The organism is Pseudobutyrivibrio sp. UC1225 (assembly GCF_900115215.1).
GTDB lineage: Bacteria > Bacillota > Clostridia > Lachnospirales > Lachnospiraceae > Pseudobutyrivibrio.
The window spans coordinates 135,373-159,101 of the sequence record NZ_FOVQ01000001.1 but is presented as its reverse complement, the minus strand read 5'-3'; the positions used below and the strand labels follow the sequence as shown (position 1 = coordinate 159,101).

The 23,729-nt window shown below is 37.7% G+C and carries 24 protein-coding genes; 1 reads left to right on the top strand and 23 read right to left on the bottom strand.

Annotation, left to right across the window (positions count from 1 at the left end):
• Positions 1-95: 95 nt before the first annotated feature.
• From hisD to BMZ41_RS00725, 16 genes are all read right to left on the bottom strand, one after another.
• On the bottom strand, positions 96-1,388 hold the full coding sequence (gene hisD, locus BMZ41_RS00800) for a histidinol dehydrogenase (RefSeq protein WP_090526393.1): 1,293 nt from the start codon (positions 1,386-1,388) through the stop codon (positions 96-98).
• Entirely contained in the window at positions 1,375-2,031 is a 657-nt protein-coding gene (hisG, locus tag BMZ41_RS00795; RefSeq protein WP_090166521.1) for an ATP phosphoribosyltransferase, read from the bottom strand. Before hisG ends, hisD begins: the two co-directional genes overlap by 14 nt.
• Position 2,032: 1 nt before the next feature.
• Positions 2,033-3,019: an ATP phosphoribosyltransferase regulatory subunit gene (gene hisZ, locus BMZ41_RS00790; protein ID WP_090526391.1), complete on the bottom strand. Its 987-nt coding sequence runs from the start codon at positions 3,017-3,019 to the stop codon at positions 2,033-2,035.
• Positions 3,020-3,096: 77 nt separating this feature from the next.
• Positions 3,097-3,630: a Holliday junction resolvase RecU gene (locus BMZ41_RS00785; RefSeq protein ID WP_090526389.1), complete on the bottom strand. Its 534-nt coding sequence runs from the start codon at positions 3,628-3,630 to the stop codon at positions 3,097-3,099.
• On the bottom strand, positions 3,617-4,552 hold the full coding sequence (locus BMZ41_RS00780; protein ID WP_090526387.1) for an RluA family pseudouridine synthase: 936 nt from the start codon (positions 4,550-4,552) through the stop codon (positions 3,617-3,619). Before BMZ41_RS00780 ends, BMZ41_RS00785 begins: the two co-directional genes overlap by 14 nt.
• Entirely contained in the window at positions 4,521-6,485 is a 1,965-nt protein-coding gene (locus tag BMZ41_RS00775; RefSeq protein WP_090526386.1) for a YgiQ family radical SAM protein, read from the bottom strand. The genes BMZ41_RS00780 and BMZ41_RS00775 overlap by 32 nt, the downstream gene beginning before the upstream one ends.
• 57 nt (positions 6,486-6,542) lie before the next feature.
• Entirely contained in the window at positions 6,543-7,238 is a 696-nt protein-coding gene (locus BMZ41_RS00770) for an ATPase (protein WP_090166532.1), read from the bottom strand.
• 6 nt (positions 7,239-7,244) lie between these two features.
• The gene (coaD, locus tag BMZ41_RS00765; protein WP_090166534.1) at positions 7,245-7,733 is read right to left on the bottom strand and encodes a pantetheine-phosphate adenylyltransferase; all 489 of its coding nucleotides are present in this window, start codon (positions 7,731-7,733) and stop codon (positions 7,245-7,247) included.
• 1 nt (position 7,734) lies between these two features.
• Positions 7,735-8,286, bottom strand: a complete 552-nt coding sequence (gene rsmD, locus BMZ41_RS00760; RefSeq protein ID WP_090166536.1) for a 16S rRNA (guanine(966)-N(2))-methyltransferase RsmD — start codon at positions 8,284-8,286, stop codon at positions 7,735-7,737.
• Between the two features lie 2 nt (positions 8,287-8,288).
• Positions 8,289-8,768, bottom strand: coding sequence for a CinA family protein (locus BMZ41_RS00755; protein WP_090166538.1), 480 nt, complete (start codon positions 8,766-8,768; stop codon positions 8,289-8,291).
• Entirely contained in the window at positions 8,768-9,310 is a 543-nt protein-coding gene (gene pgsA / locus BMZ41_RS00750) for a CDP-diacylglycerol--glycerol-3-phosphate 3-phosphatidyltransferase (RefSeq protein WP_090166540.1), read from the bottom strand. Before pgsA ends, BMZ41_RS00755 begins: the two co-directional genes overlap by 1 nt.
• Positions 9,307-10,635 (bottom strand): 30S ribosomal protein S12 methylthiotransferase RimO, encoded by a 1,329-nt coding sequence (rimO, locus tag BMZ41_RS00745; RefSeq protein WP_090526384.1) that lies wholly within the window; start codon positions 10,633-10,635, stop codon positions 9,307-9,309. The genes pgsA and rimO overlap by 4 nt, the downstream gene beginning before the upstream one ends.
• A 5-nt stretch (positions 10,636-10,640) precedes the next feature.
• Entirely contained in the window at positions 10,641-10,883 is a 243-nt protein-coding gene (rpoZ, locus tag BMZ41_RS00740) for a DNA-directed RNA polymerase subunit omega (protein ID WP_028247100.1), read from the bottom strand.
• A 2-nt stretch (positions 10,884-10,885) separates the two neighbouring features.
• Complete coding sequence (gene gmk, locus BMZ41_RS00735) at positions 10,886-11,521, bottom strand: guanylate kinase (RefSeq protein WP_090166773.1); 636 nt, start codon at positions 11,519-11,521, stop codon at positions 10,886-10,888.
• Complete coding sequence (locus BMZ41_RS00730; protein WP_330386123.1) at positions 11,514-11,777, bottom strand: DUF370 domain-containing protein; 264 nt, start codon at positions 11,775-11,777, stop codon at positions 11,514-11,516. Before BMZ41_RS00730 ends, gmk begins: the two co-directional genes overlap by 8 nt.
• Positions 11,778-11,779: 2 nt before the next feature.
• The gene (locus tag BMZ41_RS00725; protein WP_177184125.1) at positions 11,780-12,658 is read right to left on the bottom strand and encodes a YicC/YloC family endoribonuclease; all 879 of its coding nucleotides are present in this window, start codon (positions 12,656-12,658) and stop codon (positions 11,780-11,782) included.
• A 115-nt stretch (positions 12,659-12,773) separates the two neighbouring features.
• Between BMZ41_RS00725 and BMZ41_RS00720 the strand changes: the two genes are divergently transcribed.
• Complete coding sequence (locus BMZ41_RS00720) at positions 12,774-14,525, top strand: Rqc2 family fibronectin-binding protein (protein WP_090526382.1); 1,752 nt, start codon at positions 12,774-12,776, stop codon at positions 14,523-14,525.
• On the opposite strand, the gene recG is transcribed toward BMZ41_RS00720, so the two are convergent.
• The 7 genes from recG to BMZ41_RS00685 form a co-directional block, all read right to left on the bottom strand.
• Complete coding sequence (gene recG, locus BMZ41_RS00715) at positions 14,493-16,541, bottom strand: ATP-dependent DNA helicase RecG (RefSeq protein WP_090526380.1); 2,049 nt, start codon at positions 16,539-16,541, stop codon at positions 14,493-14,495. The genes BMZ41_RS00720 and recG overlap by 33 nt on opposite strands.
• 5 nt (positions 16,542-16,546) lie before the next feature.
• Positions 16,547-18,061 carry a DAK2 domain-containing protein gene (locus BMZ41_RS00710; protein WP_090166552.1) on the bottom strand — a complete coding sequence of 505 codons (1,515 nt, stop codon included), beginning with the start codon at positions 18,059-18,061 and terminating at the stop codon, positions 16,547-16,549.
• A gap of 15 nt (positions 18,062-18,076) precedes the next feature.
• Positions 18,077-18,436, bottom strand: coding sequence for an Asp23/Gls24 family envelope stress response protein (locus BMZ41_RS00705; protein WP_090166554.1), 360 nt, complete (start codon positions 18,434-18,436; stop codon positions 18,077-18,079).
• A gap of 112 nt (positions 18,437-18,548) precedes the next feature.
• Positions 18,549-18,734 carry a 50S ribosomal protein L28 gene (rpmB, locus tag BMZ41_RS00700; RefSeq protein ID WP_015549663.1) on the bottom strand — a complete coding sequence of 62 codons (186 nt, stop codon included), beginning with the start codon at positions 18,732-18,734 and terminating at the stop codon, positions 18,549-18,551.
• Positions 18,735-18,855: 121 nt separating this feature from the next.
• The gene (locus BMZ41_RS00695) at positions 18,856-20,289 is read right to left on the bottom strand and encodes a peptidoglycan D,D-transpeptidase FtsI family protein (RefSeq protein WP_090526378.1); all 1,434 of its coding nucleotides are present in this window, start codon (positions 20,287-20,289) and stop codon (positions 18,856-18,858) included.
• Positions 20,282-21,610: an FtsW/RodA/SpoVE family cell cycle protein gene (locus BMZ41_RS00690; protein WP_090526376.1), complete on the bottom strand. Its 1,329-nt coding sequence runs from the start codon at positions 21,608-21,610 to the stop codon at positions 20,282-20,284. The genes BMZ41_RS00695 and BMZ41_RS00690 overlap by 8 nt, the downstream gene beginning before the upstream one ends.
• A 1-nt stretch (position 21,611) precedes the next feature.
• Positions 21,612-23,720: a peptidase U32 family protein gene (locus BMZ41_RS00685; protein ID WP_090526374.1), complete on the bottom strand. Its 2,109-nt coding sequence runs from the start codon at positions 23,718-23,720 to the stop codon at positions 21,612-21,614.
• Positions 23,721-23,729 lie beyond the last annotated feature (9 nt).

The following is a 23,729-nucleotide window of genomic DNA, read 5'->3' as shown; positions in this document are numbered from 1 at the left end:
CCTTTAATTATACCGAAAATACGAATTTAATTAAAGGATGGTAAACTACACAAAATGAGCTTTTAATTTTATATAAATTTCCCTTTTATATGATTCTAGATATCTTCAAAACGAACCTTGATTGAGTTTGCGTGTGCTGTAAGCTGCTCGTTGTTAGCGAACTTTACGATATCAGGATATACCGCCTCAAGAGCCTCTTTTGAGTATGAAATAATACTTGATTTCTTAATAAAATCATCCACTGAAAGTGGCGAGAAAAATCTTGCTGTACCGTTAGTAGGAAGTACATGATTTGGTCCTGCAAAATAGTCTCCAAGCGGCTCTGAAGAATACTGTCCAAGGAAAATAGCACCAGCATTTTTCACGTAAGTCATAGTCTCAAAAGGATTAGCTGTCACAATTTCTAAGTGCTCTGATGCGATAGCGTTTACACAGTCAATGGCATCCTTCATATTGTTCGCGACGAGTAAATATCCAAAGTTATCAAGTGACTTTTGAATAATGTCTTTTCTCGAAAGTATATTTACAAATCTCTCAATTTCCTTTTCAACTTCATCAGCCAGCTTTTCCGATGTTGTAACAAGAATGGCAGACGCAAGCTCATCATGCTCTGCCTGCGATAATAAATCGGCAGCTACATATGTAGGATTAGCAGTCTCATCTGCAAGTACTAAAATTTCTGAAGGGCCGGCAATAGAATCGATAGATACATAACCAAATACAGCCTTTTTTGCAAGGGCTACAAAAATATTTCCAGGACCAACAATCTTATCAACCTTTGCAATCGACTTTGTACCAAAAGCCAATGCTGCTATTGCCTGTGCGCCACCACATTTATAAATTACATCTACCCCCGCTTCGTTGGCTGCCACAAGAGTGCTAGGATTAACTTTTCCATTTTTGTCGCATGGGGTTGTCATATAAATAGTTCCAACACCTGCAACTTTGGCAGGCATTACGTTCATCAATACAGATGAAGGATATACTGCTTTTCCTCCTGGAACATACACACCAACCTTAGCAAGAGGTGTTATCTTCTGACCAAGAATTATTCCCTCTTCAGAAGAAAACCAGCTATTTTGCTTTTGCTTTGCATGGTACTTTTCAATGTTTACAAGAGCTTTACGAATAACCTCTATAAGCTCTTGTGGAACAAGATTATAAGCTTCTTCAATCTCCTCTTTTGTAACAACAATATTATTTTCATTTATATCCGCACCATCAAACTTCTTCGTATATGCGAATATTGCCTCATCACCATTTACTCTAACGTTATTTACAATCTCATTAACGGTAGCCTCGTACTCTGTGTACTGGTTTGGGCTACGTTTAAGAAGTGTCTCCAAAATATTATCTATGGTGTTTGCTGTAAGCCTAAGCTTTCTCATTTTCAAGTGCTCCCTTCAGCTTTTCAATAAGCTCTGTAATTCTTTCATATTCCATCTTCATAGACACCTGATTTACTACCATTCTGGCTGAAAGTGGACATACCTCTTCAAGAACCACAAGTCCATTTTCTCTAAGAGTAGAACCCGTCTCTACAATGTCTACGATAACCTCAGAAAGTCCAACAATAGGTGCCAGTTCGATAGAACCATTCAACTTAATAATCTCAACTGTCTGATTTTTTGTGTTATAGAAATGATCCTTTGCAATACGAGGATATTTGCTGGCAACACGGATAAGCTCATGGTGCTTCAATAACTCAGCAGCTTCAGCTGGTCCACAGACACACATTCTGCACTTTCCAAAACCAAGGTCTAATACCTCATAAATATTGCGGTTCTCTTCAAGGATGGTATCCTCTCCAACCACACCGATATCAGCTGCGCCATACTCCACATATGTAGGAACATCAGGACCTTTTGCAAGGAAGAATTTAAGCTTTAAGTCCTCATTTGTGAAGATAAGCTTTCTTGTATCAGGATCTTTCATCTCCTCGCAGGTAATTCCAATACTTTCAAATAAAGCAAGTGTTTGTTTTGCAAGTCGTCCCTTTCCAAGGGCAAAAGTTAAATATCTGTCACTCATATTATTGTCTCTCCAATGCTAACATCAGCTGGTCAACGGTAATAGCAAAGCCAATGGCAGGTGAATCCTTGCCGAATAGGCTAAGTAGGGAGTCATAGCGGCCACCCTTTACAAGTGGTTCACCAACGCCGTAGGCATAACCTGTAAAGATAATGCCTGTATAATATTTGTACTCAGAAATCATTCCAAGCTCGAAGGAGATAAAATCCATCACCTTGTTTTTATTAAGTAACTCATAGAGCTTTGTAAGATACTCTAATGCATCATAAACCTTCTTGTATTTCTTTGCCTTATCCATATAAGGCTTCCATTCTGTAGGCGAATTTAAAATCTTTCCAGTAAGATCAAATAAATCAATAAGGCTTTTTGATACGCCTGCACTTTCAAGTAATTCCTTTGCACCAAAGAAATTCTTGTTTGAAATAAGTCCTACAAGCTTTTCTTCCATGTCCTCTGAAAGATTAGCTGCGTCAATAAGTCCTCGAACAATATCAAAATGACCTACACCAATTTCAAATTCCTTAAGTCCACTTTCTTTTAAAGCGTTGACAACAATGGTAAGAATTTCTGCATCAGCATCTACAGAGCTGTCTCCAATAAACTCACAGCCTGCCTGTGTACTTTCCTTTAAACGTCCCTGAAGGCTATGATAGTTAATAAATACATTTCCCTCATAAGAAAGCTTAACAGCCCCATCTGTGTCAGAAAAATACATTGCTGCAGCTCTTGCAATAGATGGTGTGATATCTGGTCTCAAAACAAGTGTATTTCCATCTCTATCAAAGAACTTAAACATTTCATTAGACTCACATGAACCTACTTCTCTTGAGAATGTATCAAAATATTCAAAGGTAGGTGTGGAAATAGGTGCATAGTTATACTTTTTAAAACATTTTCTAAGATTGTATAAAGTATCAAGTCTACGCTCATACTCACTGTTGTAAATGTCTCGAACACCCTCTGGTGTATGTAAGGTTAAATTTTTCATATTAGTTACCTCATGGGTTGAATTCACTTTAGTCTGCTAATGTAATAAAGTAACAATATCAAAAAACAGCCACAAAGTCAACCTTTGCGACTGCTCAAATCAATATTAATCATATCAAGGTACGGAACCAAAAGGTTTGGCTTTGTCTGAAAGAAGAACTTTTCATCAAGCTCTTCTATCCTAAAGCTCTTCCTTCCTCCCTCTGTCATTCTGTCCCAGAAAGTCTTTAACTGGGCATATGTAAGATAATAATAAATATCTCTTTCACTAAAGAAAATAAGGATAAAGGCAAGCCCATCCTGAGCTTCCCATTTGCCCATGAAATCTATCTGGTGTTGATGAATGTTCTGAAGAGGGAAGGTATCTTTGTTACATTCCTTTGCGTCAAAACAAACGGGAATTCCCTGAATCGCTCCTACATAATCGACAGTAGATTTCTGGTCAAAATACGCCAGTGTAATATGACCCTTTTTATCCATATCGATAGGCGTAATAGGTGTAGGGATTTTCTGAATCAATGCCAAGCCATTCTCTTCATATACCTCATTGGTCTTATTAATAAACTCCTCGAAGGTAGATCCTCGAAGCCCCCTTGATTTAAAAGTAGACATTAAACTCCTCCGGCTCTTTTGCTTCAAAATAGCTTCCGTCCTCAAATTCAATAGAGAAGGCATGAAGAAGCTGAGATTTTACATTAAGCCTTTTGTTTATATTCGCATTTCCGTATTTCATATCACCTAAAATCGGATGACCAATTGATGCCAGGTGTGCTCTAATCTGATGAGTTCTACCAGTAATCAGGTGAATCTCTAAAAGTGTAAGGTCATTATCCAAATGCTTTATAGGACTGTAAACTGTTTTAATTGGCTTTGCATCCTTTTTTTCTTTATCAAGAATCGTAACCTTGTTAGTGGCCTCATCCTTATAAAGGAATCCATCAATGGTCTGTGACTCGGTAATATTTCCAAGAACAATAGCATGATAAAGCTTCTTACAGCTACGCTCCTTTAGAGCCAGACCAAGGTTCTGGGCTGTCTTAAGATTCTTTGCAAAAAGTACAATGCCAGAAGTATTTCTATCAAGTCTGTTGCAGATACTAGGATGAAAATGCTTAAAACTCTCTTCAGAAAGCTGACCCGTTTTTATCATGTAAGAAATAGCCATCTCATTGATAGAAACCTCTCCATCAGAATCCTTCTGTGACTTGATTCCAGATGGCTTATTAATAATAATCATATCCTCGTCCTCATGGACAATATTAATGTTATTAGGCGCCTTGGAAATAGCCCCATACAAAGGATCTGCCTGGGTTGCACCGCTCATCTTTTCAAAGGTCTCATCTGAAAACCAGATTTTAACCACATCACCCGTATTAAGTTTTTCTGAGCCATCAGCCTTTTTATCATTTAAAGTGATATTCTTTTTTCGCAGCATCTTATAGATAAAAGAAGTGCTGGCCTCAGATAAAACTCTCTTTAAATATTTATCAAAACGCTGATTGCTATTTGCGTCGTCTATTCTTAGTTCTTTCATTTGAAGTCTTTTTATTCTTATTATTTTTATTTTCTGTTGGTCTTACATTTTTACCATTAGATTTCTTATTCTGAGCATTTCCTGATTTGTTGGCTGGCTTCTTATCAGAATGATTCTTAGAGAAATCCTTACCCTTTATCTTTCTAGGAGGGATAAGACACTCATCACCAAAACCAATCAAATCCTCTCTGCCGGCCTTCATAAGAGCCTCTTTAACAAGGTCATAATTTTCATGTCTCTTGTACTGGATAAGAGCTCGCTGCATAGCCTTCTCATGCGGATTCTTACATACATAAACAGGCTTCATATCCCTAGGATCTATCTCTGTGTAGTACATGGTAGTAGAAATTGTACTAGGTGTAGGATAAAAATCCTGAACCTGTTCCGGAGACAAATGATGATCACGCAAGTACTCTGCCAAGGCAATAGCATCATCTAGCGTAGAACCCGGGTGAGAACTCATTAAATAAGGCACCAAATACTGCTTTAAACCAAGTTCTTTGTTAATCTTCGCATATTTATCGCAGAAAGCATTATAAACGCTTATATCAGGCTTTCCAAGGTAACTAAGTACATTGTTAGAAATATGCTCTGGCGCTACCTTAAGCTGACCACTGATATGGTATTTGCAAAGATCTCTTAAGAAAGTATCGTCCTTATCGTACATTACATAATCGAAACGCACACCGGAACGAACAAATACTTTCTTTACCCTTGGAAGCTTTCTAAGCTTAGTTAAAAGCTCCACATATTCCTTGTGGCTAACCTGAAGGTTAGGACACTTTGTAGGGAACAAGCACTGTCTATTAGTACAAACACCCTTTTCCATCTGCTTTTTGCAGGATGGATTTCTAAAGTTTGCTGTAGGGCCACCTACGTCATGGATATATCCTTTAAATTCTGGATCCTCGGTGATAAGCTTTGCTTCCTCAATAATAGATTCCTGACTTCTTGACTGGATAATACGACCCTGATGGAAAGTAAGTGCACAGAAGTTACATCCTCCAAAACAGCCTCTATTACTGATGAGAGAAAACTTTACTTCCTTGATAGCAGGAATTCCACCATCCTTCTCGTACATTGGATGATAGGTACGCATATACTCGATAGCATAAACATCGTCCATCTCCTGTCGTGAAAGAGGCTTCTGAGGTGGATTCTGAATAACATACATCGCACCATCATAAGTCTCCACCAATTTCTTAGCTGTGAAGGCATCCGTATTTACGTATTGAGTATAGAAACTTTTTGCATAAGTTTTCTTATCAGCTTTTATATCCTCATAAGATGGCAACATAATTCCGTCCTCAGTAAAGGACTTATCTCTTGTCTTATAGACAGTACCATCAATATAAGTAATATCCCTAACATCCATACCAGATGCAAGACAATCTGCTATCTCAACAACAGAACGTTCTCCCATTCCATAGGAAATGATATCAGCTCCTGAATCAAGAAGGATTGAACGTCTAACCTTATTAGACCAGTAATCATAATGAGCAAGTCTTCTAAGGGATGCTTCGATTCCTCCGATAATAATAGGCTTTGTCTTATAAGTATGTCTAATCAGGTTACAATAAACAATCGTAGCGTAATCCGGTCTAAGTCCAGCCTTGCCTCCTGGAGAATAATTATCGTATTCTCTGTGATGCTTAGAGACACTGTAATGATTAACCATGGAATCCATGTTTCCAGCTGACACAAAGAATCCTAATCTTGGCTCACCAAGAATATTAATTGAATTATCATCTTTCCAGTCAGGCTGAGGGATGATTCCTACGGTATAACCATGTAACTCTAATATTCTACAAATAATTGCAGCTCCAAAAGAAGGATGATCAACATAAGCATCACCGCAGACATATACAAAATCAAGCTGCTCAATGCCTCTTTCCTTCATATCCTTTTTAGAAACTGGTAAAAACTGTTGCATAAATACCTCTTAAATAATTAAGGCATCCAACCTGTGGATGCCCCTAAATTTTGATGATTACTCTTTATTAAAGAACTGATCTGGAATATCAAGTGCTGGAATATCTTCCTCCTCATTTGAATGAGCAGCCTGAATAGCTGGTTCCTCTGGTGTAGCTACAGGCTCAGCTGTCTGGACACTTGCTGGATCAGAATTACCTTCATTAATTGAATCTGGAACAAGTGACGCTCTGTTAGCATCTACAGTATCCAAATATGTCTGCATTGTAGCAAGGAAGGTCTCGTTACGATTTCTAGTAGTCTCAATGGAGTTAGCAAGGATAGTCTGAATATTTGCAAGAAGCTCATCCGTATATGCGATAGCTCCCATACGAATGTTGTTTGCATCCTCAGTAGCTCTGTCAATCTTCTCCTGAGCATTCTTCTGAGCTATAAGAATTACTTCATTTGCCTGAGCATATGCCTGTTGCATAATCTGGTGCTCAGAAACAAGCTCATTAGTCTGAATCTGTGCTTTGCTGATAATCTCATCAGCCTTAGCTTTTGCATCAGCTAAAATCTGCTCTCGATTGGCAATCATGCGCTGATATTTCTTTATCTCATCAGGAGTCTTTGTTCTAAGTTCCTGAATTAAAGATTCTAATTCATCTCTATTAACAACAATTTTGCTTGTTGAAAAAGCTGTTGGCTTACAATCATCAATATAAGCTTCAATCTCGTCGATAATATCTTCTATTTTACTTGCGTTTGGCATGATATTTTACTTCTCCTTGTTTTTTAATTTGGCTTCTATGAGAGGTATAACCTGAGCTGGCACGAATAGGCTGATATCTCCCCCGTAAGACGCAAATTCCTTTGCGACTGTAGAACTCAAATAAGAATACTTTAAAGATGTTGTCATAAACAACGTTTCAAGCTCAGGATACTGAACCTTATTTGACTGAGCTAACTGAATTTCATTTTCAAAATCAGTAACCGCTCTAAGGCCTCTGATAATAACCTGCGCATCTTTTTTCTTAGCGAAATCAACCAATAATCCTTCAAAACACTCAACTTTAACGTTATCTAAATTTTCAGTCAATTCCTTTATCATACTAACACGTTCGTCAATGGAAAACAACGGATTTTTTTGGTTGTTGTTGAGAACGCCAACAATTAATTCATCGCATAATTTACTTGCTCTTTTAATAATATCCAAATGACCAAAAGTAATTGGATCGAAACTTCCTGGATAAATTGCTCTTTTCATTTTACGCCTTCTTCAAAAAAATATGTTTATTAGTCTTATAGACCTTCTCTTTAGTGATTGAATAGCCTAAATCTGAAACATAATCAAATTCTGTTTCTATGCTGGCCTCAACAATAATAACTGTGTTATCAGAAATATAATCTCTGGTAATAAGAGCCTCTAAAACCTGCTTTTCGATAAGCTTATTGTATGGAGGGTCCATAAAAACTATATCAAAACCATCGGCGCATTTTATTCTGCTAAGAGCAGAAAAAACATCTTCATTATAGACTTTTGAACAATCCTCAAACTTAGCCTTAGCTATATTATGATTAATACAGCTAAGAGCCTTCTTATCCTTTTCAACAAATACAGCTTCTTTTGCACCTCTACTAAGTGCCTCTATACCCATCTGACCACTTCCAGAAAACAAATCTAAAAAGCAGCAATCAGGAATATCAAAAGCTATCATATTAAAAAGTGTCTCTTTTATTCTGTCTGAGGTTGGTCTGGTATCAAGTCCTTCTGGAGTCTCAAGAACCATACCTCGTTTACTACCGGATATTATTCTCAAAGTTATTCACCTAATTTATTAATACATTCTGAAAGAAGCTGAAGAGCTTCTTTAGTAGCTGCAGTACGGACTGTGGTTCTGTCACCTTTGAGATGAAGTTCCTTGACGGTACATTCATCATCTCCGTATGCACAGCCAATATAAACAAGACCAACCGGTTTCTTAGGAGAACCGCCACCTGGACCTGCAATTCCTGTAGACGATAAACCAAAATCTGCCTTAGCCTTTTTTCTGACCCCTTTAGCCATCTCTAATGCTGTTTCATAACTGACAGCTCCATGGGCAATAAGTGTGGATTCTTTAACTCCAAGATTTTTCATCTTTGCTTCGTTTGAGTATGTAACATACCCTTCGTTAAAGCAGTCTGAAGCACCTGGAACATCCACTATAGTACTGGCAATCATGCCACCAGTACATGACTCAGCAGTGGCTACAGAGTAGCCACCACCTGACAATGTGCTAATAATAGCATCAACATCCATTATTTCTGCTCCTTAAGCACATCAATATTCTGATAGATATAAATTACAAGGGATAAAATTGTCATGATGAGTGCAACCCATTTGAAGATTTCACCAAGAACAGTAAGCCATCCAAATGGAAGATTTGCTACTAAAATAACAATCATAATCATCTGTGTTGTTGTTTTGATCTTACCAAAAATGTTTGCTGCAATAACAAGACCATTTTCAGCGGCAATAAGTCTGAATCCAGAAATGATAAACTCTCTTGCAATGATAATGATTACATACCATGCAGCGAGCTGCTTTGTCTGGATAAGACAAATCATGGCAGAACAAACAAGAAGCTTGTCTGCAAGTGGATCCATAAACTTTCCAAAGTTTGTTACAAGATTGTATTTACGTGCAATCTTGCCGTCGGCCATATCTGTAAGTGATGCTGCGATAAAGATAAGGTCAGCGATGATTCTAAGTGCTGTGATTTCTGGATTAATAAGCAGAAAGAACACAAAGAATGGGATCATGATAACTCTTAACAGTGTTAATTTGTTTGGTAAATTCATAACGCTACATCTCCTATCAAATCATATTCATCAAAACTTGTAACAGTCACATCAACAAACTGACCGCTTACAAGCTCGGTGTCACTATTAATAAAAATGAAGCCATCTACAGATGGAGTATCTCGATAAGTACGTCCGATAAACACACCATCCTCAGGAAGCTTTCCTTCAACAAATACAGGAATTGTTCTTCCAACATAGTTCTGATTGTTGGACATCGAAATGTCCTTCTGGCAAAGCATAACTTCGTCCTGCCATTTATGCTTTAAGTCTTCGTCTACTTGATTATCCCATGTGGCAGCCACTGTGCCATCTTCCTTTGAATAAGCAAAAGCACCGAGTCTGTCAAACTTCATGTCCTTAATGAACTGAAGAAGCTCCTGATGCATTTCCTCAGTCTCACCTGGGAAACCGCAAATCAAAGTGGTACGAAGTGAAATATCTGGCATTGCTTTTCTTAAACGATCAGCAATATTCATAATATCAGCTTTGTTAGTCTTGCGTCCCATCTTTCTGAGAAGCTCATCATTACAATGCTGAATAGGCATATCTATGTAGTGACAAATCTTTGGCTGAGAAGCCATACACTCTATAAGCTCAGCTGTAATTTCTTCTGGATAAGCATATAAAATACGAATCCATTTAAGGTCTTCTATCTCACAAAGCTTATTCAAAAGCTCTGGTAAAGATTTCTTACCATAAAGGTCCATTCCATAAACTGTGGTCTCCTGTGCAACAAGAATAAGCTCTTTTACACCGTCAGCTACAAGCTGTTTAGCCTCGGCTAAAATCTGCTCCATTGGAACTGAACGATAATCGCCTCTAATATATGGAATGATACAGTAGGTGCATCGTTTGTTACAACCTTCTGCTATTTTAAGATAAGCGAAATGTCCGCCTGTTGTAAGGACTCTTCTTCCGTCCTTTGGAAGACCTGTAAGAGGCTTTTTATAAACAGGCTTTTCGCCATTTTTTTCGAGGACTTTATTAATTGCATTAATCAGCTCATCATAGGAATTTGTTCCAATGATAGCATCTACCTCTGGAAGGTCTGCAATAATCTCATCTGTAAATCTCTGAGCAAGACATCCTGTAACAATAAGTCCCTTGAGATTGCCCGTCTCTTTGTACTGGCCAAGGTCTATAATGTTCTGGATACTCTCCTCCATGGCATCAGCAATGAAAGAACATGTATTTACTACAATGATATCAGCCTCAGCCTCGTCATCACAAATTGTAAATCCCTGCTCCATCAAATCACCAAGCATGTGCTCAGAATCAACCAGGTTTTTATCACAACCAAGAGAAACAAATAAAACTTTCATAAAAATTAGTTATTAACTTCCTCGTTTAAGATTTTGATAGCACCGTCATTAAGCTCATTTACAGCAATTGAAAGTGGCTTATCACCCTTCTGATACTTGATAAGTGGATCTGCTCCGTCGATAATCTGACGTGCACGCTTTGCTGTAGCAGCAACGATTGTATAACGTGAGTTAACTACTGGCTCCTCACCAACCTCAACGTTCTCATTAACCTTTTCCATAAGTTCTACATAAGATGGATGTATCATAATTAATTACTCCTTTCAAACATCTTTAATTCGTTTTTCATATCATTGATGGCTTTAGTATTTCTCGAAACCTTGAAATGTTCAGCCTGAATTATATTATGAACCTGATCTACAGCTTTCTCTAAAGAATCATTTACAATCAGGTAATCATACTGGTCCATATACTGAGATTCCTTGCAGGAAATAGCAAGTCTCTGAGAAATAACCTCAGGAGTCTCAGTGCCTCTGCCAACAAGTCTGTTCTCTAATTCTTTTGCAGAAGGTGGCATTGTAAATAATAACAACGCATCTGGATACATCTCCTTAACCTGGAGAGCTCCCTGAATCTCAATTTCAAGAATAACATCCTTTTTTTGCTCAATAAGCTGTTCTACATAAGCTCGTGGTGTGCCGTAAGAATTACCATTGAAGGTAGCATACTCTAAAAGCTCGTTATTCTTAATCATATCATCAAACTCTTCTCGAGTTTTGAAGAAATATTCTCTGCCGTTCTTTTCTCCAGCACGAATGCCTCTAGTTGTAGCAGAAATTGAAAGATTATAATCATTAGGGTGTGCCTCAAGCAGATGCTTCATAATAGTCCCTTTACCAGCTCCTGAGAAACCAGAAAGAACTATAACAAGCCCTTTATCATGCATCATAATCCGAATCCTCCTTCGTGGAATTTTCTATTATTCTCCCCGCTATTGTATCCGGCATTAAAGCTGATAAAACTACATGCTGGTCACAAACAATTACACATCTTGTACGTCTTCCCTGTGTAGCATCAATAATTGTACCCTTCTCCTTTGCATTAGCGATAATGCGTTTTGCTGGCGCAGAATCTGATGTTACCATGGAAACGATTTTTTTGCTATTAATAATATTTCCAAAACCAATATTTACGAAAGCCATAATTATTCTATATTCTGAATCTGCTCCCTAACTTTTTCTATAAGAGTCTTAAGAGTAATACCAATGTCTGCAATTTCTACATCAGTAGACTTTGAAAGAATGGTATTGGCTTCACGATTGAGCTCCTGTGCAAGGAAATCAAGCTTACGTCCAACCTCTTTATCCAAATCAAATACTGAGCGTGTCTCAGCTACATGACTCTTTAAACGAACCATCTCTTCGTCAATGCAAATCTTATCTGCATATAACACTACTTCCTGAGCGATTCTGTTCTCGTCGATTTTGGTATCCTCTAAAAGCTCATGAACTTTTGTAAGAAGCTTTGTTCTATACTCTTCGATAATCTGAGGACTTCTCGCCTCAAGCTTATCAACCAAAACAAGCATCTCGTCCATCTTAGCAATCAAATCTGCCTCAAGACGATTTCCTTCGGCAATACGAGCTTCGATAAACTGCTTGATACAATCATCAAGTGCTTTAAGTACAAGCTCCTTTAGGCTATCCTCATCAGCCTCCATCTCCTCAAGCTCGATAACATCTGGAAGACGTGAAATGCTGCTAGCCTTCATATCATTATCAACACCAAGCTTTTCAGCCATTGCTGAGATAGATTCATAATACTTTAACGCAATTGCATCATTAATAGATACCTGATAGCAGGCATCTGAATGCTCGTTAAGAGTAATATAAACATCTACTTTTCCCCTGAAAATACTCTCGCTGATTTTATTGCGAACTGTGCTCTCTAAGAAGTTGAGCTTCTTAGGAAGTTTGATATTAAGATCAAGATATCTGTGATTAACAGACTTCATCTCAATGGTGACCCTAGCGTCACTATTTTCGGCAATTCCTTTGCCATAACCTGTCATGCTTCGTACCATGTGAGTCTCCTTTTGGCTATGTATGTCGCAAACTATCCCACATTTACATAGTTGTTTTTAATTATAATTAAAGATACAATAATAGTCAATTATAGATTGAAAGGACTTAGATTTTATGGCACTTGACGGAATTTCTATACACTCATTGGTTCATGAATTTAATGAGAATCTTTTAAATGGAAAAATCAATAAAATATCTCAGCCTGAAAAGGAAGAGCTATTGATTACTATAAATACTCAAAATGGAAACAAGAGACTTTTAATTTCAGCAAACGCTTCTCTCCCATTTATGTACATAACAGCTGATAACAAGCCTGCTCCTGCCACAGCCCCAGGCTTTTGCATGTTACTCAGAAAACATATTGGTGCAGGACGTATTATTGAAATCTCTCAGATGGAATTAGAGCGAGCTGTTCGTTTTAAAATCCAGCACCTTAACGAAATGGGTGATATCACTTTCAAATACCTTTACGTAGAAATCATGGGCAAGCACTCCAATATCATCTTCTGCAATGAAGACAATATGATATTGGATGCTATCAAGCATGTACCTTCATCAGTCAGCTCTGTACGAGAGGTACTTCCAGGACGTGAATATTTCATTCCTGCCCAGGAAGGTAAAATCAATCCACTCACTGTTTCTGAAGATTATTTCAAAAATACCGTTTTAAAGCGAAGTGAATCAATTTTCAGAGCGATAATGTCCTCTTTCATCGGTATCAGCCCTACTATTGCAAACGAAATCTGCTACAGAGCAGGTATTGATTCAGATGCCAGCTGTGCATCACTTTTTGATGAACATAAAGATTCTTTATATAAAAGCTTTTCTGATTTAATGAACGATGTTTCTACAGACAATTACAATTACAACATCATAATGGATGAATTAAAGGGCGAGCCTGTAGAATATGCTCCTGTAATTCTTACTATGTATCAGGACAAGACTCCAAAAAGCTATGACAGCATGTCAGAAGTATTGGTTGAGTTCTATGCTAAGAGAAATCAGTACACCAACATAAGACAAAAATCCTCTGATTTAAGAAAAATCATCTCAAATCACATAGAGCGAGCTTCTAAAAAACTTGATTTACAGCTCAAACAGCTTAAGGACACTGATAAGCGTGATAAATACAAACTTTACGGTGAGCTTCTTCACACCTATGGATACGAAGCCAAACCTCAGGATAAATCAATCACTGTAATAAATTATTACAACAACGAAGAACTAACTATTCCGTTAGATCCAGATTTTTCTGCTTCTGAAAATGCCAAACGATATTTTGATAAATACGCAAAGCTAAAAAGAACAGCCGAAGCTCTTGATACCTATATAGAACAGTCTAAGCAGGAACTGGAGCTTTTAAAATCAATTGAAACTTCACTTAACATCGCTGAAACCGAAACAGATTTAGCAGATATCAGACGAGAGCTTTCCGACCACGGATTCATAAAAAAGCACTCTGGTAACAAAAAAGAAAAAGTCAAGAAGAGCAAGCCACTACATTTTGTCGACGATAATGGCTTTGATATCTACGTTGGAAAGAACAATTATCAAAATGATGAGCTCACCTTCAAATTTGCTACTGGAAACGATTGGTGGTTCCATACAAAAAAGATTCACGGAAGTCATGTTATCGTGAAAACCAATGGTAAAGAGCTGCCTGACAGTTCTTATGAATATGCAGCAGAGCTGGCTGCTTACTACTCTTCTGGAAGAGATACCGATAAAGTAGAAATTGACTATCTCCAAAAGAAGAACGTAAAAAAGCCCGCCAGTGCTGTGGCAGGCTTTGTAGTCTATTACACAAATTATTCGATGGTGGTTTCTCCAACCTTAGAGCACGTAAAACTGATTAGCCAGGAATAAATTCAAGGTGGACCTTAGATTTGGATGGTTGTCCAGTCCAGGGTCCTCTTTTAATATATCGTCTACATCATTAGAGGCCATCTCAAGCTCATCAGCATCCTGATAAATATCAGCAACTCTGAAACTAAATTCTCCACTTTGTCTCACTCCAAACATATCGCCAGGTCCGCGAAGCTTTAAATCCTCTCTGGCAATATAAAAACCATCGTTTGACTTAAGCATTATATTTAGTCTTTCAGACTGCCTATCGTCGGCGCTGCCATTCATAAGAATACAATAGCTCTGGGCATCTCCTCGTCCCACACGGCCTCTCAGCTGATGAAGCGCCGCCAGACCAAATCGATTGGCATTTTCAATCATAATAACAGTTGCATTAGGAACATTTACGCCAACCTCAACAACGGTAGTAGAAACTAAAATCTGAGTCTTATGTTCTGCAAAATCTGACATCACCTGATTCTTCTCAGCAGGTTTCATTTTTCCATGCAAAACACCTATTTCATATTGATCTTTAAAATAGTCCTTCAGCTTCTTACTGTAATCAGTAACATTCTGTGCCTCTGTAGTTTCAGAAACTTCTACTAATGGGCAAATAATATATACCTGGTGCCCCTTTGCAATCTCGTCTGATACAAATTTATAAGCTGTTGGTCTCATACTTTCCTTAATGACGCAGGTTTTAATAGGCAATCTGTTTGCAGGAAGTTCCTTTATCGCCGATACATGCATATTTCCGTACAAAATCATTGCTAACGTTCTAGGAATCGGTGTGGCTGACATTACAACAATATGAGGATGATTTCCCTTGGAAGAAAGCTTATCTCTTTGCTGCACACCAAATCTATGCTGCTCATCTGTAATAACTAAGGCCAGTTCGCCAAAGGTACGGCCTTCAGAAATCAGTGCGTGTGTACCAATAATCAGACAAGCGTCATTTTCGTCAACCAGCTTTTGCATAGCTTTTTTCTCAGAAACCTTCATAGAGCCTGTAAACAATGCTACTGGTATATCCAGCCCTGCTTCTTTAACCCAATTTACAAAGGTTTCATAATGCTGCTTTGCAAGAACTTCTGTTGGTGCCATTATCGCCGCCTGATATCCTGATAAAGCTACATCAAGCATAGCAAGAAAGGCTACTATAGTCTTTCCACTACCAACATCTCCCTGTATAAGTCTTTGAGTCACAAACTCACCTGTAAGGTCAGATAAAATATCCTCTAAAACTTTGGACTGATCATTAGTCAATGCAAACTTCAATCCAGCTCTAAACTCATCTGTTTCTTTATGATGATTAATATCGAATTCGTTTGGAAAGGAAACTGCCCTGTCTTCCTGCAATCTGGAATTAAGGATAATAAAGAACATCTCCTCATATGCAAGGCGTTTTCTGGCAGCCACTAAATCCCCAAAGGTATCTGGAAAATGATAGGTATTTATAGCCTTTGAATAAGACATGAAACCATTCTTTTCCTCTAAGTAATCTGGAAGCCTGTTATCAGGTATCTTACAGTGTACAAGAGCCTCCTTAACAGCCTTAACCACAGTAGTGTTACCAAGTCCCTTAGTAAGAGGATAAATTGGCTGAATCTGTTTTCTAAGATCAACATATTTTTCAGGCTCAAATATAGCAGGCTGAGACATTTTAAAACGCCCCTTATCAAAGATTAATCTGCCATAAAATATATAAACCTTTCCCGGCTCAAAAGTCCCTTTAAGATAATTGGAATTAAACCAAACTAAATCTACAGGAATATCTCCAGAAAAAGCTGTAGCTGAAAGCACATCCATTCTACTTTTCGAACGGAAAGCTTTTGGGGAAGTTTTGATTCTTCCGGAAATACTAATTAATGAATTGACACTATCCTTATCAGGTGTCTGTGGTTCTGGATAAACTAAATATGTACGTGGAAAAAAAAGGAGTATATCCTCAATGGTATATACTCCTAACTTATTTAAATATTTAGCTGTCTTTTCGCCAACGCCTTTAATAGTGTCTACTGGTGACAACATTTCCATTACATTTACTCCACTGAAACAATGTAAGCGTAAACAGCCTGACCACCTTCGGAAATCTCTACCTCAAGATCTGGGTATTTCTCTTCGATTTCCTTACCAAGTGCTTCAGCCTTTTCCTGATCACTGCCTTCACCCCAGTAAATAGATACTACAGCAGAATCTTCAGAAACCATCTCATCGATCATCTCCTTGAAAGCTACAGAAATATCTGCATTTACTGAAAGAAGTCCTGAATCACCCATGCCCATCCAGTCGTCCTTTGTGATTTCCTTATCGTCAATCATAGTGTCACGGACAGCATAAGTAACCTGACCAGTCTTAACATTCTTGATTTCCTCAGTCATGTTAGACTCATTATCCTCAACGCTTGCATCTGCATCGAAGGAAATAAGAGCTGTAATTCCCTGTGGAATAGTCTTTGTAGGGATAACTACAATCTTCTTATCCTCGCAGATTGCTGCAGCCTGATTAGCAGCAAGGATAATATTTTTATTATTAGGTAATACAAATACAGTCTTTGCATTAACCTTTTCTACTGCGCTAAGAATATCATCTGTACTAGGATTCATAGTCTGACCACCTGGAATCATGTAGTCACAACCAAGCTCAGTAAAGATAGATGTGAGACCTTCGCCTGTAGCAATTGAAACAAAGCCCATTTCCTTAGCTGGCTCTGATGGAGCAGCCTTAGGCTCTTCCTTTGTCTCAGAAGCTGCCTCGTCACCAATCTTAATATCACTAACGCTTCCTACTGAAAGCGCCTGAAGCTTAGACTGAATCTCCTTAATCTGATATGTAGCAAGTGGCTTATCAGTCTCAATAACGAACTCAACAGTAGTCTTAACCTTTTCAGCTGTCTTAACAACAACTTCTCCAGCTGCTACTGGCTCGTAATCAACCTCTTTGCCAATAAGAGCATCATAAGCACCCTGAAGTACGCAAACAAGTCCCTGTCCGCCAGAATCTACAACGCCTGCCTGCTTAAGTACAGGAAGCATATCTGGTGTCTTTGCAAGAACATCCTCTGCTTCAGCAATAACAGCCTCAGCAAACTCAACGATATCGTCAGTCTTGCCCTTCATTTCCTGTGCCTTATCAGCTGCACCTCTGGCAACAGTAAGTATTGTACCTTCCTTTGGCTGCATAACAGCCTTGTAAGCTGTCTGTACGGCCTTTTCAAAAGCCTCAGCTAAAATATCAACTGTAACCTCATCGTAATTTCCCATGACCTTTGTAAGACCACGGAAAAGCTGAGATAAAATAACACCTGAATTACCTCTGGCACCACGAAGTGAGCCAGATGAAATAGCCTTTGCAACCGTCTTCATATCTGCATCCTTAAGCTCAGAAACAGCATTTGCTGCAGACATGATAGTCATTGTCATATTGGTACCTGTATCTCCATCAGGTACAGGAAAAACGTTTAATTCATTTATCCACTCTTTTTTAGCTTCGAGATTCTTTGCTCCCGAAAGAAACATCTTTGCTAACAAAGACGCATCGATAGTTTGGATCTCCACTATAATATTGCCTCCTTAGTCGATAACTCTTACGCCCTCAACATATATATTAATCGTATCTACATTTAATCCTGTAAATGATGATACTTTGTACTTAACTGTCTCCATGAGATTCTCAGCTACAGCCTCAATGCTTACACCATAAGAAACGATTACATGGAAATCAAGTAATATAGCGTTATTTTCGTTAATAGTAACGCTGATACCATGATTTAAGTAGTCCTTCTTCAAAAGCTTAACCAAGCCGTCTTTCATATTAACAGCCGCCATACCTACAATACCGAAGCATTCTACAGCAACTGAACCAGCATAGGTCGCAATTACGTCTGTGTCTATAACAATCTTACCAAGTTCTGTTTCCATTTGACCTTGCATAAAACTTAACCTCCAAATTCGCATATTTCTTCATGATGAATAATTATATACTAATCTGAGAAAAAATAAAAGTCACCCTTTCGAGTGACTTTCAATATCGTGTCATGTAAGATTAAGCACGCTCAACCTTGCCAGAACGTAAACAAGAAGTACATACATATAACTTCTTAGGTGTTCCATTCACATTACACTTAACGGACTTCACATTAGACTTCCACATATGATTGGATCTTCTATGAGAATGGCTCACATTGTTACCGAAATGAGCGCCTTTTCCACAAACTGCACATTTTGCCATGATTGCACCTCCTTGTAATATATTTCAAAAACCAAGTTGCCTCTGATTAAGCAACAAATGGATTATAGCAAAGCAAATTAGAAATTGCAATCATTTTTTCCTAAATAAATACTAATTATTGCTAATTTCCCAAATAAGCCTTGAAAACATCAGCTGCCAAAGGGGCCGCATACTTGCTACCATAGCCGGCTCCCTCCATAATAACAGCTATCGCCAGCTTCTTTCCATTATCATTAATTGCGTAGCCAACAAACCATGAATGAGTAATCTTTTTATTTTCAGTATACTCAGCTGTTCCTGTTTTGCCGTATACCTTTAAATCGCCGAAATTCACCTTTTCTGCTGTTCCATCTGTAACAACAGCTTCCATATACTCTTCTAATAGTTCTGCCTCCTTAGAAGACATAATCTGACCATATAAAGCAGGTTCCGTCTCAGAAACCACTTCCCCATCGTCACTAATGATTCTATCCACCAAATAAGGTTCCATTAAGGCTCCATCATTTGCAATGGAAGAAACCAACATACACATATGAAGCGGTGATACGGTAGTTTTGCCCTGACCTATAGCCGTCTGGGCTACAATACTTTCTTTTGTATCTTTATTTATTTTAAATTTGGAGGCTTTAGCCCCGTTCAACATTGTAGGCAGTGATTTATTGAAAAGTAAATCTTCTGCTGTAGACTGGAATATATCCCTATCGAGCTCCACTCCAATTGATGCATAGGCACTATTGCAGGAATTAGAAAAAGCCTTAAGCAAATCTTCTTGTCCATGAGATTTATTACCACTACAGTGAATGGTGTAATCATCCACCAAAAACTTTCCATCACACTTATAAGAAAAATCAGAAGACGAATTACCATCTCTTAAATATGCTAACGTGGTAACAATCTTAAATGTAGACCCTGGCGGATACGCTCCATTGGCGGCTCGATTCAAAAGAGCTGAATCTCCTTTTTCAGTATCATTTATATCATCCCAGTATTTATCGATAGTATTTGGATTGTAGTCAGGTTTTGACACCATGGCAACAACCTTTCCTGTTTCAGGATCTATTGCAATAACGGCACCATCAAACATACCAAGTCCATCATATGCAGCTTTTTGCGCATCATAATTAAGAGTGGTATAAAGGCTGTCTCCCATACTTTTTCTGCCAGTAAGACTGTTATTTATCTGATCACTAAGTGAAATATGTGATTTCAATAAATCAAAAGAATAAGACGACTCCAGCCCAGCCATACCATGACCTACATATCCAACTGCATGTGAAAACAGCCTCTCATCTGGATAAACTCTTACCTCATTTCCTTCGTCATCTTTAGTTGTTTTTGCCATTGCCCTGCCATCAGCAGTATAAATTGGTCCCCTTACAACATCATCCGCAAAAACAGAAAATCTGGAGTTGTAGGAATTATATATAAACTCTCTTGAGTCAAATAACAAAAAGCGCAAAAAATAAACTATCATCGAAATAAAAAGAATTCCAAAAATGACAGCCACCACATATATTTCTTTACGCACTGATTTTTTATTGTGATTATTAGTCATATCTTCTTCGGCCTTTCGCTGTACGCCACAAATCTTCTGAGCATTCAGCTATAAAAAATCCTATAAACATTGATAACAACGAGCTTCCACCATAACTTATAAATGGAAGTGTGACACCAGTAGATGGAATAAACTTAATAACACCACCTATATTAAGCACTGTCTGAATACCAAAAATAACGGCAATACCGCTTACAACCAGCATATAGAAACTGTTGGAACAACTAAATGCCATGTTAAGAATCATAATAGTTGAACACATATAAATAATTATAAGACAGGCCGCTACAACGGCGCCCATTTCTTCTGAAATAGCCGCAAATATAAAATCTGAAACAACAACAGGAATCTTCGCTGGCATACCGTTATTAATTCCAGAGCCCAGCCAACTACCGGTGCCTATCGCAAACAGTGACTGGGAAATTTGATAGCCCTGATTATCTACTACCGAAAGTGGATCCAGCCATGCTACAAATCTTGTCTGAATATGCGGGAATGCATTAAAGGCTATTATTCCTCCAACTATCGCTCCACCTATTTCTAAACCAAGTAAAATATAATTTTTGTAGGCTATAAAAGTAAGGAAAACATAGGCTACAAGGAATATCAATGCTGTTCCCAAATCTTTAGAATGAACAAGCACCAGCACATGAGCCGCAGCTCCTAAAGTAGAAAATAAATAGCCTCTAAAATCCTTGAAGGTAACAATACATCCTGCGATAAAAAACAGATATGTAAGTTTTACTAATTCACTAGGCTGAATACGAATTCCCAAAACATTAAAGGAAAGTCTGGCACCGTATTCCACATTACCTATAAAACTAATAGCAAGCAATGCCATAATTCCTATGACCGCGAACGCCAATAAATAACGGGATATTTCTGGAATTTTTCTAAGAATATAGATAACAGCCACAGCCATAATCAAAGAAAACACGCCATTAATTAGCTGTCTAACTGATTTATCAATATTTAGTCTTTCGATGGCCACAAAGCTGAAGCAAAGCATCAAAAGAACATTATTAATCAGTGCCTTAGAAGCAGGCACTGATAAACTGTTTAATAATATAGCGGTGATAACCAAAAAGCCCAGTTGAAAAACCGCCAAAAGAATAATATTGAAATCTTCCTTTGCAAAATACAAAACAGCAACAGAATTGCAAAGGAATAAAACTATCATTACCGCTTGAATTGTAGTAAGTACACTACTAACCGCCTCACTAAATTTAGGCTCAAAAATCTGAAGCAAATCTATGATAGTAAATATAATAATGTATGAAAGTATAGTAATTCTTGAAAAAGAAGTAATTACGCTAACCACTCTATTCTACGCCTCTTTTTAAATGTCCTTTTGTGTAATCTTCTTTGATATGAACTAATTGATTATTGTTAAAAAAATTATCGTATATACGAAGTATCTCCTGAGTTTCTTTAAAATCTTCAAGAGTGAAATCAAGTCGAAATTCCTTGACTCCAAGATCCAACAAATCAGCTTTCAAATCAAACGCAATATACTTCTTGCTATTATAAATAGTGTTATAACAATAATCGCAGTTACATTTAATTATGTGATTCTCATTCTTTCTGTCTACAAGAGTCACCGTGCCGTTATTTTTCTTGCAGCCTACAGTATTTTTAATAGTGCAGTTGGCTGTAATCATCATCGGAATACGACTGTAAACTATCATCTGAGAATTCGCATTATCTCTATGCTTAAGCTCTTTAAGGGAAAGCTCATAAGAAATGCAATCTCTGTTTAATCCAAGATTTCTATATCCCTTAATGCTTCGATTATTAAAAGTATAAAGTCTATGATCAAGAATTACCTTTTCAAAAGGATATCCCTTCTCTTTTAACCATCCAAGTTCATCAAAAGATGCTGCTATAACTCCTGCAGCTGATTCTGGAATTGAAATATTGGTATATTCTGCTCTTAGGATTGGAGGTAAATAAATATATAAATCTCCATCAAAAAGATTTCTTGCCTCGTTATATAAATTTGTTGGAACAGCTATCGACTTTATAAAATCAAAGCCAATGACCGCTTTAAGCTGTTCAAGGGTAGAAACCGTAACAAAAGTGTCCTGGCTCTGGAAAATATTACCCTTAAAGGACATTTTTTCAAAGTCATTAATTGTTGGCTTAGAAGAATTGCCGGAAATATTAAATAAAAGATTTTCAACAGCTTCCCTTCTGGCATTCTTAATTACTGATACAGGAAGGAAAATATCTTCATCTGCATCAATATCAAGCTTAACTAATTCAAAAGGTGTGTTACCAAGTCCAGCAACTGCCTTTTTAATATCCTCTTCTGTAGTAGGCTTCTTGCTAGCCTTTTCTATTACCTGACCAAAAGCTTCGCCGACCTGTCCATTATTATCGTAAAAACGAACTGAAAATTCTTCACCGAGCAAAGCTTTAACTCTACAATCCACTTTAATTTTTGATGAATTTTCGTAAGCAGGCTCTGTTTCAGTTTTTGTATGTGATGGCGCCTCAAAGGTAATCATATCTGGTCCATTATGCTTGTGCATATATAAATCTGTAAAACCACTACGATTACCGTAATCAAGAAGCTTCTGAATATCCTCCTGGGAAACAGAATAATTACGAGCGCCCTTATATAAATATTCATCTAAATAATGTCTGTAAACACTAACCACTCCTGTAGCATAAGAAAGCTGCTTCATACGTCCCTCAATCTTAAAGGACATAACACCAGCTTCAATCATCTCGGGAAGGTAATTGATTGTGCAGAAATCCTTTGGTGAAAGGATATAATTTCCCTTTTTATTAAGCTTTTTGCCATTTTCATCAAACGCATCATATGGCAAACGGCAAGGCTGTGCGCAGCGGCCTCTATTACCTGAGCGACCACCTATAATAGATGACATAAGACATTGACCTGAATAACAAACGCAAAGAGCTCCGTGAATAAAGCTCTCAATCTCAAGATCAGGGCACATCTCATGTATCTTTGAAATCTCCTGACAAGAAATCTCTCTTGCTGTAACGATACGTGCTGCGCCCAAATCTTCTAATAGCTTTGCACCATATCCTGTACAAGTGCTAACCTGAGTGCTCACGTGAATATGAGTATCTGGAAAATATTCTCTGATAAAATTAAATACACCAAAATCCTGAACTATAAAGGCATCGATTCCATTTTCAACGTATGCACGTAAATATTTATATAAATCGCCTTCAATCTCAGGATTTTTAAGCAATGTATTTACAGTAAGATAAGCCTTTTTCCCACGTATATGAGCGTATTTAATTGCTTCTGCAGCCTCCTCTATAGAGAAGTTCTTAGCGTAAGCTCTGGCGCCAAATAAATCGCCACCGAAATAAACGGCATCCGCTCCCGCATCAACAACTGCTTTAAAAATTTGCAAATCACCTGCTGGTGAAAGTAATTCTAATTGATTCATAAATTTCCT

What these genes read in the sequence shown, in the direction of transcription:
- BMZ41_RS00785 (WP_090526389.1), bottom strand. Translation starts at nt 3,630, where the DNA reads ATGTCTACTTTTAAATCAAGGGGGCTTCGAGGATCTACCTTCGAGGAG.
- gmk (WP_090166773.1), bottom strand. Translation starts at nt 11,521, where the DNA reads ATGCATGATAAAGGGCTTGTTATAGTTCTTTCTGGTTTCTCAGGAGCT.
- BMZ41_RS00780 (WP_090526387.1), bottom strand. Translation starts at nt 4,552, where the DNA reads ATGAAAGAACTAAGAATAGACGACGCAAATAGCAATCAGCGTTTTGAT.
- hisZ (WP_090526391.1), bottom strand. Translation starts at nt 3,019, where the DNA reads ATGAAAAATTTAACCTTACATACACCAGAGGGTGTTCGAGACATTTAC.
- rpmB (WP_015549663.1), bottom strand. Translation starts at nt 18,734, where the DNA reads ATGGCAAAATGTGCAGTTTGTGGAAAAGGCGCTCATTTCGGTAACAAT.
- BMZ41_RS00695 (WP_090526378.1), bottom strand. Translation starts at nt 20,289, where the DNA reads ATGACTAATAATCACAATAAAAAATCAGTGCGTAAAGAAATATATGTG.
- pgsA (WP_090166540.1), bottom strand. Translation starts at nt 9,310, where the DNA reads ATGAATTTACCAAACAAATTAACACTGTTAAGAGTTATCATGATCCCA.
- rpoZ (WP_028247100.1), bottom strand. Translation starts at nt 10,883, where the DNA reads ATGATACATCCATCTTATGTAGAACTTATGGAAAAGGTTAATGAGAAC.
- BMZ41_RS00730 (WP_330386123.1), bottom strand. Translation starts at nt 11,777, where the DNA reads ATGGCTTTCGTAAATATTGGTTTTGGAAATATTATTAATAGCAAAAAA.
- rimO (WP_090526384.1), bottom strand. Translation starts at nt 10,635, where the DNA reads ATGAAAGTTTTATTTGTTTCTCTTGGTTGTGATAAAAACCTGGTTGAT.
- BMZ41_RS00705 (WP_090166554.1), bottom strand. Translation starts at nt 18,436, where the DNA reads ATGCAAGGTCAAATGGAAACAGAACTTGGTAAGATTGTTATAGACACA.
- BMZ41_RS00755 (WP_090166538.1), bottom strand. Translation starts at nt 8,768, where the DNA reads ATGGATGTTGATGCTATTATTAGCACATTGTCAGGTGGTGGCTACTCT.
- hisG (WP_090166521.1), bottom strand. Translation starts at nt 2,031, where the DNA reads ATGAGTGACAGATATTTAACTTTTGCCCTTGGAAAGGGACGACTTGCA.
- BMZ41_RS00685 (WP_090526374.1), bottom strand. Translation starts at nt 23,720, where the DNA reads ATGAATCAATTAGAATTACTTTCACCAGCAGGTGATTTGCAAATTTTT.
- BMZ41_RS00725 (WP_177184125.1), bottom strand. Translation starts at nt 12,658, where the DNA reads ATGGTACGAAGCATGACAGGTTATGGCAAAGGAATTGCCGAAAATAGT.
- coaD (WP_090166534.1), bottom strand. Translation starts at nt 7,733, where the DNA reads ATGAAAAGAGCAATTTATCCAGGAAGTTTCGATCCAATTACTTTTGGT.
- BMZ41_RS00720 (WP_090526382.1), top strand. Translation starts at nt 12,774, where the DNA reads ATGGCACTTGACGGAATTTCTATACACTCATTGGTTCATGAATTTAAT.
- hisD (WP_090526393.1), bottom strand. Translation starts at nt 1,388, where the DNA reads ATGAGAAAGCTTAGGCTTACAGCAAACACCATAGATAATATTTTGGAG.
- BMZ41_RS00775 (WP_090526386.1), bottom strand. Translation starts at nt 6,485, where the DNA reads ATGCAACAGTTTTTACCAGTTTCTAAAAAGGATATGAAGGAAAGAGGC.
- BMZ41_RS00770 (WP_090166532.1), bottom strand. Translation starts at nt 7,238, where the DNA reads ATGCCAAACGCAAGTAAAATAGAAGATATTATCGACGAGATTGAAGCT.
- recG (WP_090526380.1), bottom strand. Translation starts at nt 16,541, where the DNA reads ATGGAAATGTTGTCACCAGTAGACACTATTAAAGGCGTTGGCGAAAAG.